General features: G+C 60.0%; 10 protein-coding genes. 4 read left to right on the top strand and 6 right to left on the bottom strand.

Annotated features, from left to right (window positions below):
* The first annotated feature begins 137 nt into the window (after positions 1 to 137).
* The 3 genes from ACS5PN_RS17055 (at position 138) to ACS5PN_RS17065 (ending at position 3,374) form a co-directional block, all read left to right on the top strand.
* Entirely contained in the window at positions 138 to 1,475 is a 1,338-nt protein-coding gene (locus ACS5PN_RS17055; protein WP_439465172.1) for a tyrosine-type recombinase/integrase, read from the top strand.
* 127 nt (positions 1,476 to 1,602) lie between these two features.
* On the top strand, positions 1,603 to 2,541 hold the full coding sequence (locus ACS5PN_RS17060) for a HipA family kinase (protein ID WP_439465173.1): 939 nt from the start codon (positions 1,603 to 1,605) through the stop codon (positions 2,539 to 2,541).
* Positions 2,542 to 2,609: 68 nt separating this feature from the next.
* Positions 2,610 to 3,374: a hypothetical protein gene (locus ACS5PN_RS17065; protein ID WP_439465174.1), complete on the top strand. Its 765-nt coding sequence runs from the start codon at positions 2,610 to 2,612 to the stop codon at positions 3,372 to 3,374.
* Here ACS5PN_RS17065 and ACS5PN_RS17070 read toward each other — a convergent pair.
* The 5 genes from ACS5PN_RS17070 to ACS5PN_RS17090 form a co-directional block, all read right to left on the bottom strand.
* A complete protein-coding gene (locus ACS5PN_RS17070) occupies positions 3,371 to 3,973 on the bottom strand; it encodes a hypothetical protein (RefSeq protein WP_439465175.1) in 603 nt (200 codons plus the stop codon). The genes ACS5PN_RS17065 and ACS5PN_RS17070 overlap by 4 nt on opposite strands.
* 18 nt (positions 3,974 to 3,991) lie before the next feature.
* The gene (locus ACS5PN_RS17075) at positions 3,992 to 4,249 is read right to left on the bottom strand and encodes a hypothetical protein (RefSeq protein WP_439465176.1); all 258 of its coding nucleotides are present in this window, start codon (positions 4,247 to 4,249) and stop codon (positions 3,992 to 3,994) included.
* Between the two features lie 328 nt (positions 4,250 to 4,577).
* Positions 4,578 to 5,969 (bottom strand): HipA domain-containing protein, encoded by a 1,392-nt coding sequence (locus ACS5PN_RS17080; RefSeq protein WP_439465177.1) that lies wholly within the window; start codon positions 5,967 to 5,969, stop codon positions 4,578 to 4,580.
* A gap of 8 nt (positions 5,970 to 5,977) precedes the next feature.
* On the bottom strand, positions 5,978 to 6,259 hold the full coding sequence (locus ACS5PN_RS17085; RefSeq protein WP_439465178.1) for a helix-turn-helix domain-containing protein: 282 nt from the start codon (positions 6,257 to 6,259) through the stop codon (positions 5,978 to 5,980).
* Between the two features lie 782 nt (positions 6,260 to 7,041).
* On the bottom strand, positions 7,042 to 7,680 hold the full coding sequence (locus ACS5PN_RS17090; RefSeq protein WP_439465179.1) for a hypothetical protein: 639 nt from the start codon (positions 7,678 to 7,680) through the stop codon (positions 7,042 to 7,044).
* Between the two features lie 488 nt (positions 7,681 to 8,168).
* On the opposite strand from ACS5PN_RS17090, the gene ACS5PN_RS17095 reads away from it, so the two are divergent.
* Positions 8,169 to 9,134, top strand: a complete 966-nt coding sequence (locus ACS5PN_RS17095) for a D-Ala-D-Ala carboxypeptidase family metallohydrolase (RefSeq protein WP_439465180.1) — start codon at positions 8,169 to 8,171, stop codon at positions 9,132 to 9,134.
* 154 nt (positions 9,135 to 9,288) lie between these two features.
* Here ACS5PN_RS17095 and ACS5PN_RS17100 read toward each other — a convergent pair whose 3' ends face one another.
* On the bottom strand, positions 9,289 to 11,889 hold the full coding sequence (locus tag ACS5PN_RS17100; RefSeq protein WP_439465181.1) for a protein kinase domain-containing protein: 2,601 nt from the start codon (positions 11,887 to 11,889) through the stop codon (positions 9,289 to 9,291).
* Positions 11,890 to 12,163 lie beyond the last annotated feature (274 nt).

Consider the following 12,163-nt stretch of genomic DNA (forward strand, 5'->3'; position numbering starts at 1 on the left):
AGCCCTTGAACATCAAGGACTTAGCCTGAAAAAGGCGGCTCAAGCGGTGCCGTAGGATCCCACAAAGTCTTGTCATTGCGTGTACCCATCGGTGTACCCCAGACTGCTTTTCAACTGCAGTCAATTTTGGGTACACCATGGGGCAACTCAACGAGCTTCAGATCAAGGCTGCGCAGCCGCGCAACACCGAATACCTGCTCGCCGACGGCGACGGTCTGTACCTGCGCGTACGGCCAACCGCCAAGGTGTGGGTCTATCGCTACAAGCGTGACGGCAAGGAAGCCAAGCTAAGCCTTGGGCACTATCCGGCGCTGTCCCTGGCGGCTGCGCGTAAGCGGTCGCGTGCGGAGGCGGAAAAGCTGGCTGGCGGGGTCGACCCGCGGCTAGCGCGACGCGAAGAGCAAGAGCGCGATCGCGTGGCGCGTCTCAACACCTTTGAACTCACCGCGCGCGCCTGGCATGCCCAGGCCTGGAAAGACCGCCAGTGGTCCGCTGGCTATGCGGGGAAGGTGATGCGGCACCTGGAACTCCATATCTTCCCGTGGATCGGCTCATCGGCCATGGAAGCCGTCGCCCCGACAGAGTTGGTCCGTTGCCTTCACCGAATCAAGGACCGCGGCCATTTGGAGACGGCGCAGCGAGTGCGAGAAGCAGTTCTGCACGTCTACCAATACGCAGTAGACGTCGGTACGTTGCCGCCGGCCCAGAACTTCGTCAACAACCGCACTGGCGGCCTGCCAGCCCCTCGAGCACGCCACTACGCGGCGATCACGGATCCGGCGAAGCTCGGGCAGTTGCTACGCGATATCGCGGCGTATCAAGGCAACGTCATCACCCGAGCTGCGCTGCGCCTCTCACCGATGCTGTTCCAGCGACCTGGCCAATTGCGTCTGGCGCATTGGGAAGACATCGACTTCGAGCAGAGGCTTTGGCGTTGTCCGGCTGAGAAGATGAAGATGCGCGAGTGGATGAAGCGTGATCCGCGTACGCCTGCTCACTATGTCCCGCTGCCCACGCAGGCTATCGAGATCCTGCGCGATCTCTTGCCTCTGACCGGACCAACTGGCCCGATCTTTCGAAGCATGGCCAAACGCTCCGAATCTACGCGCTACATGAGCGAAAACACCATCAACGCAGCGCTGCGCACGCTCGGATACGACACGAAAGAGCAGGTCACCGGCCATGGCTTTCGAGCCACGGCGCGGACGCTGATTCGCGAGTTACTAGGCTGGGATCGTGAGGTCATCGAGCGACATCTTGCCCATGTGTCCGACGAGGAGCTGGGCGGCAGCTACGACCGAGCTACTCACTTGAACCAAAGGCGCCAGATGGTCCAAGCGTGGGCCGATCTTCTCGATAATTTGGAAAGTGGCAAGGTACTTGGTCTCAGCGAGAGTTCCTGGGCGCCGGGCAGTCGCGCGGCCGCGCCGATGCCTCGGAAGCGAGGCGCGGAGGCGGCTAGGCGTGTTCCTTAGGGTGTACGGTGATGGCTCGGCTAAAGTCGGTGCCGAGTCTGATGCCGCTGGACCCACCGTGGATTTTCGATGCCTCGCGCATCGGCACGCGTGGGATCGCAAATTCATGTATCTCTAAGCAATCGACGTGCTCGGTGAACCAGAAAACAAGCGCAAGGACCGCGTGCCACGGGTGACCCGACGGTCAGCATTGATGGACGGTGATCTCGGTCCAGAACCGGCCGTCTTGAAGCCCTGTCTTGCTCCGGTGCGCGTTCTTCGTCTCAACCGGGGCGCGATTCGCGTCAAGAGGCGAAACGCGAGTCGGCGCAGCGACGAATTGTGGGTGGGGACGGGCTACAGCGAGGTAGGTTCGGACGACGACGTTCCTCTGTACATTCGTATCGGCGCAGCGAGGCATATCGTTGCTGAATTGGTGTGTTCAGTGATCGGCCGTGCGATTGGCTTGCCAGTGCCAGAACCGTTAATCGTGAGAATTCGCAAAGGCGACCTCCCGTCTTCACGACTTCTCGATCAACAAGCAGAAGAGACGCTTGCCTTTGCTAGTGCCTCGGTCGGTGGCGACAGCTGTGCGCAGCTCCTGCGAGAGGACAGTGAACATGCGCTTCGCTTGGTGATGACATGGCGCCACCTGCTGCCAACGACGGCATTCGACGAGTGGATGGCCAATCCCGACCGGAACTTGGGGAACATAGTCTTCGCCGCGCAGAACCTCTGGCTTATAGACCATGCGCAGGCCCTCGGTGGGAAGGCGGCCGATGTCTCGTCATTGAAATCGCTCCAACAGAAAGCGTTCCCGAATGTTCTGGCGCAGCTGATCGAAGTGGGTTTCCCGCTAGCGACGCGCGCGGGCCACTTGAAGCAGGTTCAGCGTTGGCTCAATGACAGCACGCTCGCCCTCGATCTTGAGGACGCACTTGCCGCGACGGGTGTGCGACGTTGGCACACAAAGCGTGAACGGACCCAGTTACTGGAATTCGTTCGAAACCGACTTCTCATCACCCATTCACTACTGTGCAGCCGCTTGGGACACCCACAATTGAACTTGCAGAATCAGGGCGAGTGAGCGGGCGACGGGCGCTGATTCAGTTCAGCCCTGGCCTAGTCTCTAGCGAGCGTCTCACGGCGGGTGTGGTGCTCCAACTGACCGATGGTTCGGTTCACGTTCGTTCTGCACTGGATGCAGAGAAGGCCGAGCATGCTTTTGGCGGCGCTGGCGTTGCCATGTCGACCTTGGCGCAGGCGATGTGCAGGTCGTTGGCGGAGCACTGGGCGACCATGAATGCGAAGCCATGGGTTCCACCGTTCGAGACGGCTGAACTCGTGCGCGAGGATGCTTTCACTGCTCAAAGCGTTGATGCTGCTGCGGCATTCCTGCTTCAGGAGCAGAGCGCGCTGCATCAGCTGATAAGCGCCTATGCGTTGCCCGCGCAGCAACGAGCGTCGAACATCGTTCGTCGAGTTAGGCAGCAGGTGAAAGGCAACCCACGCACGGAGTACTTGGTGCCGAGGTTCAACAGGCCACTGAACATCGTCGACAACGGGCAACCGCTTCGCGTCGACTTCCTTGGACAGAACCTGGCGTGCTACTTCATGCAGTTGACCGAGAGCCAGCGGGGCATCGAAGGGAGTGCGGAGCGGGCGTTCGGCAAACTCTACGAACTTCAAGCTCTTCGCCGCTTCGTGGATCAGCGACCAAAGGTCATCGGCCTACTGCCAGAGGAGCGTCCCGGGGCGTTCGAGCTGGTTCTCGTGGGAGACCATCGCCACCCGGTGCGGCGCCAAGTTCTGGCTCAAGTCGAAGCGCTTGCAGATCAGAAAGACGTCCGCATGCGGCCTGTGACTGATGTGAGCGCGGCGGCGGCTCACGTCGCCCGAGTCGAGCGGAAGTCCGCCTAGTCCGGGATCGGGCGAAAGTATCCGCGGATGCACCGCTCGTCGCGGACGACGAGCTGGATGTGGCTCTTCTCTGTGAACGTAGTCCCAGGATACAGACTGCCGCCTTCGCTGAACACCGATCGGATGGTGTCGTACTTGTCCAAGTTCTGCGCTTCGCGGACGGTATGCAGGTACTCAATCACTGCACAGTCCAGGAGGCGACGGGCTTTGTCTGGGCCTCCCTGGTTCGCCGGCACTGAAACGTTGGCGGATGAAAGGGCATCGATCAAGAGGTTGTGAGCTTCGCGTAGCTCTTCCAGGAAGGCGCGATCGTGAAGCATGCCGCAGTAGCCAAGATCGATGATCGCGCCCACTACTGCGGGGTCCTCGATTTTTCCGCTCGAAACCGACGGGTTGTCGCGAACGAACTTCGCCCATTCCATCGCCCGCTGCGGGCTGGATTCCCAGAAGTAGATGCCGTTGCCTAGCCAGTCGTAAGGGTTGGTGCTCTTCTTGAGGTGCTGCTTCCCGGCTCCGGCTAGCACGCGCTCGGCGACTGTCTTGTCGCAACCATGGAAGCCGAGGACAAAACTCGGCTGGAACTTATACAGATCCCACATACAGCCAAGCCTAAGAACTCAGCCCTTGAACCGCTTGCTCAGCTTCCCGCCGGTTGTGGCGATACCCGCGCTCTGCAGCGTTGCGAGCGCGAACTTTGGATCACTGCGAAGCTTGTCCTTGAGTTTGTCAATATTAGGCTTCAACGCGGGATCGCTAAGACGAAGCACGCCATGACCCGCCGACGCCTGCAGCGCCATGGCGGACACACCAGCAGCGCCTCTGCTGGCTGGCACCTTGGTTCGGGTCTTCGTCGGGGACTTGGTTGCGGTCGTCATTGTCATCGGCCCAGATGATTCCTTCGCTGCGGCGCAGCATTCTTGGGCACATGGAGTGTCACACGAACGCAAATGCTGTGGCGATCCCCTGGTTAACCGGATGGGCAGTCCGCACGGCTTCGTCGTAGCACTGCGATACACATACTACGAGCGGATCATCGCCGCCCGCCGCCCGCCGCCCGCCGCCCGCCGCCCGCCGCCCGCCGCCCGCCGCCCGGCTGTGCTGGCGCCGCGGACACCAACCTTCAGGCGCATAGATCACGGTTATGGCTACAGCGTGCCCCTGTGGACGGCCCGAGCCACCACCAATGGCGAAAAGCGCAGGTCGTCAGAGGAACTCGCCGTTTATCGTGGCGGCGGCTTCGGCGAGCTTGGTCAGCCGTGCGGCCTGTGCCACGATGAAGCTGCTCAGCTGCCTCGCGAAGGCTCGTTCGTTGTCGTCGATGTAGTCTGCTGCTTGAGCCAGCTGTGGTGCGTGCTCTGTGGCCAGTTTGGCCATCCGCTTCGCATCGCGTCTGAGCAGTTGCCGGTCGATGCCGCAGCGCCGTGCGAAGGTCGCCAGCTCGAATGCGGTTACCTCTTCGAGGGTGAACGCATCACCCCATGCCATGGCAAGTTCGTGGTCTATGCCCGGGTATTGCACGACGCTGACCAAGTCGTACCAAGGAGCCGGCTCCAGCCCCTCGCGATAGACGAAGAACGAGAAGTTCTTGCCATGGGCGTCGCAGTTGCCGATCAGGAACTGGAAAAGCGCCCACCTGAGCAGCGTCATGCGCGCTACGGCTTTGTTGGCCGTCTGCTCGACTCGGTCGAACAGCACTTGAAAGCTCACGCCGTCGCGGATGTTTCGCACGTGCTCGCCATTGCCGAAATTGCGCTCGTACTTATAGGTCACGGGCAGGTCCGAAGCTTGGCAGGCGTCGATGATGTGGAGCCGCTGAACCGTGCCACCGCTGGCATCCTGACGGGCGACGCGGTCGAAGCGGCGGATGACCAGCACGGGTCGGGGCGTCCGGTAGATGCTGACGTCCGCGACAGGCAGCTTCATGCGCCGAGCGAGCGTCATGCAGTAGTGCTCGTTGACGACCAAGTGAGGTGTCAGTGCGCGGCTGGGCTCGGGTTTGAGGATGTGTGTCGAGGCCAGCGGCGGCTCAACCAGGAATAGGCGACCACCTTCGTCCAACGGCTGGTGGGCGTAGACCATCAATTTGTCCTGGACCCCTGCGATAGACATGCGGACCTTGCCATCCCAGACCGCCAGCGGGATCTCGTCGCGTTCGGCCAGCCGCTTGTCCAGCTCTTCGCGAGTCACTTCCCGCGGCGGCATGGCTGCAATGGCCGGCGGGGCTTCGTCCGCACGCCAGAACCGAAAGGCGCCGGTGGTCTCCGTCCCGAGCGCGCTTATGAGCGCATAGATATTGGCCTTCGACACCCGGTAGGTCGTGGCCGTGATGTCGAGTGCGCGTCCCTCGGGCAGCAGGTTTTCAACAAAGCGCTTCACAGCGCCAACGGCGTAGCCGTTGGCTGGAGCCTGAAGGGACAGGGCAGGGGATAGCGGAAACGCGCCCGGCGCTTTGACCCAAGCTGCGTCGTAGTCCAGCGACCAAAGGTCGTTTTTTGGCTCGTGACCCAATGTGGCCACCTTCTGGCCATCCGCCCACAGCACGAGGGCGTGTGGCGGGGGGGGAGAGACAGCGATCTGGGCGCCGGCATCACTCATGGCTGCTCCTACCGGTCGCCATCAATCGACGCAGACTGCATCATTGGATGGCTCTTTGGACCGAGCATCAGAGCGAGACCCAGGCTGTCCAACACCGTTAACAGCTTGTCCACGCGCACGGAGCCCTTGCCGTTCTCCAGCCGAGATAGGAGGTCGACAGACACGCCGCTCAACGAGGCGGCATCGTCAATCCGAAGGGATTGCTCGCGGCGCCGAGCGCGGATGACTGGCCCCAGATCCGTAGGAGAACTGATGCGCAGAAGGTCGCTCGGCAAGGAGGTTTGCGTCATTTCGGATTTCCAGAAATTTGCGTCTTTCATTGTGGTTGAAAAATACCATTAATGGAATTCCGAAATAATAGGCCTTCTTTCGGCTGCCAGCAGTGTTGTATCGGAACTCCGAAACTTGTCTCTTTGGCGGTGCCTGCAGTTCAGAGGACCTCAAATTCCGAAACAGCTTGAAGAGACTGCCTTACCGCATTGCATTTGGCGCGATCCGGTGCCACGGGGGGCTGCTTGCAAGCGTGCCTGCTGCACTCACGCGTGATGACAATCTGGCCACCTCCTCGCGTCGCATCTGACGGAGGGTGTATTGGTTAGCTCGTGGCGTGGAGATCATTCGCGGGGCGCGACTGGCCGCTTCTACGGCTTTCAGCCAGTCCGTGCCACCAATATCAAGGATGCAGGCTCTTCTGCGATGAGCGTCTTGGTATATGAAAGGCCGTTGAAGTCGACCCGCTCACGCAGCATCACCTGGCTGGCCTTGGCGTACCAGAGCCGCTTGATCGGGCCTTCGGGTCGGTTGACGCGCAGGCTTGGAACTCGACCAAGGTATGCAACTTAGGGCTGAAGCATGCGAGCTGACATCATTGCCATCTGGTTGGCTGCAGCACGTAGGCGAGTTGTTGACGATTGATTTCTGGCGACGCCAAGCGTGCTCAGTGCAGCCATCATTAGTATCCCAGCTGCATGTAGAGCAGTACTGCGCATGTTGTGACGGCCGTGCAGTCGGCTAGGAGCGAGCAATGAGCCGATCACGAAGTGCGCCGTATAGAGGTGAGCGGCTAAAGGCGCTACTTGGCGAATGAGTGCTGTTGGGCTCGAGTGATCACCTGGTCGAACATTGCGGCAACACTCTCATCAAGTTGCGCGGAACCCCTGATTAGCGCGGCAACCCTTCTGCGAAGCCTCCAGGAATGATTGCCCGCCAGGCCGATCAAGGCTGCGTCAAGTGCAGGAATGCTGGCAGAAAGAAGAGCAGTTTCAAACGCTTCGAACTCCGCGAGTTCTACGTTTTGCGTGACTGCAGCGGTGCGGATTGCGTGCAGAAGACTCGGCACGGTGTTCTTTGACCTCAGGCTGTAGCTGAGCAAAGGATCGACTGCTGCGAGTGTTGTCAACGCTTCGCTGTAGCGCTCGTTTAGCCCTGCATCGATAGGGCTCATGCTTTCGACAATGTTGCGAAGGTGGGGTAGGAGCGCATCGGGCGCTAGCTTCCGCTGGCGCACAAGCGTCGTGAGGCCATTCATGCGGATGAGGTGGAATCGCACTTCAAGCAAATCAGCCAGCGTCGATGCGATCAAGCGCTGCCGCTCTGCGCGTGCTTTGCGAAGTGCACTGAAGCCTGTCAATGCGCCCCCAAGCACCACGCCTACGAGCGGGCCTACGACACTAAGCAGGTCTTTCAATGCAGCAATGGTTGCTGTGTCCATGGTCCCTCCCTAAGTTTTATTGGGGAGCGAGCATACCGATGGCCGGCACCGATGCGACGAGTGATCAGAGGCGTGCCGCTATGTCGGCGACCACTCTGACGCAAGGCCTCCTCCTTTGTCGCTGCTCGTCGACTCCACCATTTGCTATCAATCCGCGCCGGAAGACAGGCGCTGCATAGGGATGGGCTTTGCGCCTGGGCGCGACTACCGGTTCATCGAGATCAACCGGACACTTCGACGCATACATCCCAGCGTTGTGGTCGATAAGGAGCTGCGAATCGTCGCTTTGGGCGGCCGAGTAGGCGATAACCTTCGTGAAGCAGTTTCTGGCCAAGCGCCTTGGGGCGAAGCCGGCGCCGTGTTGGCCAGCGGGTGTGGGCTGCTGAGTGACCTGGGTGTCGGCCGAGCGTTCATGAATTGGATAGCCAGCGGTGCGCATCGCCGCTGTCACGCTGCCTGCAGCGCCAATCGTCGATTGAGACCAGCACATGGGTCACTACGCAACGTTTGAGTTTCTCGAAGCCGTCAAGTCCGCCCTCTCTTTGCCAATGCGTGGTCGCAATTGGAAGATGCAGCCATGGGCAGAGAAGGCCGTTTCCGACGGCTGGGTGTTCTTGGGGGACCTTGGCGACGCGATGGAGTCTCAGGACCCGCGGGTCTACAACGTTGCGCGGTACATGACGGCGGCTTGCGAAGCGTTTGAACTGCCCATTCGCTACACGATGTCAAAACCGCGCAATCGGCACAGTGATGGAATGCTCTCTCAAAGCCTGTCGACCATAGACGCTGCTGCGCTCATGATCCAGTTTCAAAGCCTCGGCGTCTACTGCTTCAGCGGTCGTGAGCAGTGCGATAGCGTCCGTGGACCGAACAAGAGTCGCGTCCAAACTGACTGCGCGGCTACGGACCTTACGGGGCAGGAGACTCTTCTTCGGCTGCGCGGCTTTGGTGGATCTTGGTACGCAAAACGCAGCACGCCTTTTGGTGCACCGTATCCGCAAAGTCCGCGAATCTCGGGAGACCCAATTGATGAACTCAGCAAAAGCGACTACGCCATTCAACGTGGAATAGACAACACCGTACCTCCGCCAGTCAAGCCTGCACTGCAGCACTTGCAGACCGCCATTCTGCTGCCGGCGACTAAGCGTTTTGGTCCGTTGCGCGTGCTTTCCGGCTACAGATCTCCCGCGCTGTCAGAGGCGATCGGTATTGCAGCGGAAGGCAGCAGTCACGTCAGGGGAGAGGCCGTGGACTTCCAGCCTCCAGACGGCGTCACCTTGATGGAAGTCGCCTGCTGGATCAAGGAAAACCTGCAGTACGACACATTGCTATTGGAACCTGTCAGGAGCGGTCCGGGTGGGGAACTCGGGCCAAAGTGGATCCACGTCGCCGCCGCTGCTGGATCCAACAAGCGCAAGCAATCGCAAATCGATTGCCCCGCTTCCGACCCCTAGCAAGAGATGGCAAGCGCGCGGAATGGCTACGTCGAGCTCTTGAAGCCGGCTACGTGGCCTCGTTGTTTAACGGGCTATCACGAAGAGCACTTGATCTGTTGGCGTTCACCCCGACCGCTGGCCCCGGATTTTGGGTTGCGGCACGAGAGCTGGTCTATCCGCTGCCTAGCTTGGAGCGCGGCTCGTACTCGTGAAGCAGGCGATTCACGCGATTCAACGCATCCGAGATTGCGGCTTCGCTCTCTTCTTTTCCAGTTCGCTGCCACATCGGACGTATCCGAGGGTCTTGAATTACTTTGAGTGCCGACGCGAATGCGTTGAGAGAGGCTCGCAGATCTTCTACACGAGCGGCACTGCTTTTTGATTGGGCGCGACGTTCGAATACTCGACCCAAGTCGGCCAGTGCGCTGGCATAAAGTGACATAGAGGCAACCAGGTTGCGACTGCTTGCGGGCTGGTGCTCGTAGATCTGAATAACCTCGTTCAGGCGCGCGATTCCCAAGTCCCATTCGCCCAGCGCGAGGTGGACCGATCCGAGCACAGCAAGTGGTTCCTCCAAATGATTGAGGCTTTCCACGTTGGCGGGCTCGAGCTGTACCTGCTGTCGCCAGTATGCAATTGCCTTCTCTAGAGGCTGCAGTGCCTCCTTGGCGCGACCCAGTGCAAGCAGAGCTGCTCCATCGGAGGCGTAGCCCTGCGCCATCGCGCCTTCTGCTGATGACGCTTTGCCGGGATCTGCGCGGATGATCTCGTTAAAGACCTTGCGAGCTTCCGCTTGATAGCCGAGCGCCTGCGCCAGGCCTGCCGGTGAGCCATCCGCCTCGGTCATGTACCAGCTCAGGTTCTGATAAACGCTCGCCAGGGAACGCAACGCGGAGCGATTGCCACGGTCCGACTGAAGGACTTCTTTGTAGAGGGTCATCGCACTCTGCATATCCTCAACAAAGCCCTCCGTCGTTCCTGTGAGCGTCAGCGTCTGAGCATGGCTCATCCTAGTCTTCGCCAAAGTCATCCGATCGGTCATGTCTGACGCGGGATTGCGGGCGGCGCGCTCCGCGGCAGCAGACGCCTTAATGAGCCTTTGCAGTGCTTCCTTGGAGCGCCCTTGGGTGAAGTCGACAGTCGAGACTGCCAGATGCAACGCTGCGAGCTGTCGCAGGGCTTCAAGGCTATCGTCAGGATCGAGCAGCGCGATACCAATGTCATATTGGCGAATTGCCTCGGCGGGGTCGCCGAGGTTTGGATAGTTGGGGCGCCCCAGCGCGTCGCCGATTCGCTTGTAGCCTTTGGCCAACTCAAGTCTCAAGCTTGCGTCGAGTTTGGCCTCGTTGCGAATCTTCTCTAGCTGTCGGATAGCACTCTTGACGATGTAGGCACGCGCTTCGGTCGTGCCAGGTATCTCTGCGATCTTGTCATTCACATCAAATAGCAGCGTGTTGGCAACGCCTCGCAATTCCGCTGCGTTTTGCTCCGCTCGATCTCGTTGATGGGTCGCCTCCCGAGCCCAATAGACAGCGACTACCGCACCAGCCAGCAGCAGCACGTTGAAGACGGCAATTGCACCGAGCGTCACCTTCTGTTGGCGCGCAACCGTTCGAACGAGCCGGTAGCTGCGTGATCCCGATCTCGCCGCAACTGCGAGGCCTTCAAGGTATCTGAAGAGATCATCCGCCATGGCCTGAGCGGAGGCGTAGCGTAGCTGGGGTTGCTTACGCAGCGCCAGCAGCACGACAGCATCGAGATCCCCCTGCACGTCGCGCCACTCCGGTGCTCCCCGCGTCTTGAGCACGAAGCTCGGCTTTGCCGGATCAGTTTCACAAATGGCCTCTTGGAGCTTTAACCAAGAAGACGCCGAGGCATACGGACTTTGCTTGGCGAGCAGACGATACAAAACCAGTCCCAGCGCGTAGATGTCGGTGGCGACTCCGATCGGTTCACCCAACACTTGCTCCGGACTTGCGTAGTCCGGCGTCAGCGCTTGCGCCTGCGTCACCGTGCGCCCCGCTCCACTCCCTTCAACGTCAATACGCTTGGCGATACCAAAATCAAGCAGCTTGGGGATCCCGGCGGCAGTGACCAGGATGTTGCTCGGTTTCAGGTCTCGATGTATCACCCCTTGTTGATGCGCGTACTCGACCGTCGTGCATACCGATCGCATCAGCTCGACCCGTTGTCGAAGCGAGATGCCCTCTTGCTGGCAGTAGATATCGATCGGCTGCCCCTCGACAAGCTCCATCACGAAATATGGACGCTCTTCGTCTATCACTCCTGCATCGAGGAGCCTGGCTATGTTGGGGTGATCGAGCGTCGCAAGAATCTTTTTCTCGGCATCTAAACGAGCTGATAACGCCGCATGATCGATGCCGATGGCGTCACGCACAACTTTGATGGCCACACGCTGCTCGTACTGACCATCATCGCGGGTGGCCTCGTAAACCTCTCCCATGCCGCCGTGACCGAGCAGGCGAATCACACGGTAAGCACCGATCCGCCGCCCTTTCCATGCCTGAGAGTTGATCGCAATCGCTTGCTCGGACAGGGCTTTGAGTGATCCATGTTCGAGCAGTCTGCTGGTCACCTCCGCATGTTGCAGCAAAGACACCAGCTCGCGACGGACGCTGGGGTCGTCCGAGCACTCTTCGTCCAAGAACGTAGCTCGCTCAGCCTCCGGAAGCTCAGTGATTCGCTCGAGCAATTTCTTCAGGAGCTGCCACCGTGAGCGACTCTGAGCCAAGTCTTCGTCGTCTTTCGCCATGTGGTCGTCTAGCATCTTCCAAGCTCACGGAGTGGTCGAGTCAGCGCTGGCGCATTCGTTGAAAGTGCAGCCGAGGCGTAGCCGCTGCTGATGCGGCTTGAGTGCCGGTCAGTGAGGCACCTCGCCAAATTTCGTGTTCAGAGTACCACTTACGAAATAGCGTAGTTCCTTATGCTGTAGTCGCCTCCGGGTCCTGATGGGCAACGCCAACGCCGCCATCAAGAAGGACTCGCCTGGATCTAGGCCCTATCAGCAGGGGATGCTGCCATGGTGA

This window comes from Roseateles sp. NT4 (assembly GCF_051857475.1).
GTDB lineage: Bacteria > Pseudomonadota > Gammaproteobacteria > Burkholderiales > Burkholderiaceae_C > Pelomonas.

What these genes read in the sequence shown, in the direction of transcription:
- ACS5PN_RS17055 (WP_439465172.1), top strand. Translation starts at nt 138, where the DNA reads ATGGGGCAACTCAACGAGCTTCAGATCAAGGCTGCGCAGCCGCGCAAC.
- ACS5PN_RS17070 (WP_439465175.1), bottom strand. Translation starts at nt 3,973, where the DNA reads ATGTGGGATCTGTATAAGTTCCAGCCGAGTTTTGTCCTCGGCTTCCAT.
- ACS5PN_RS17075 (WP_439465176.1), bottom strand. Translation starts at nt 4,249, where the DNA reads ATGACGACCGCAACCAAGTCCCCGACGAAGACCCGAACCAAGGTGCCA.
- ACS5PN_RS17080 (WP_439465177.1), bottom strand. Translation starts at nt 5,969, where the DNA reads ATGAGTGATGCCGGCGCCCAGATCGCTGTCTCTCCCCCCCCGCCACAC.
- ACS5PN_RS17085 (WP_439465178.1), bottom strand. Translation starts at nt 6,259, where the DNA reads ATGACGCAAACCTCCTTGCCGAGCGACCTTCTGCGCATCAGTTCTCCT.
- ACS5PN_RS17090 (WP_439465179.1), bottom strand. Translation starts at nt 7,680, where the DNA reads ATGGACACAGCAACCATTGCTGCATTGAAAGACCTGCTTAGTGTCGTA.
- ACS5PN_RS17095 (WP_439465180.1), top strand. Translation starts at nt 8,169, where the DNA reads ATGGGTCACTACGCAACGTTTGAGTTTCTCGAAGCCGTCAAGTCCGCC.
- ACS5PN_RS17100 (WP_439465181.1), bottom strand. Translation starts at nt 11,889, where the DNA reads ATGGCGAAAGACGACGAAGACTTGGCTCAGAGTCGCTCACGGTGGCAG.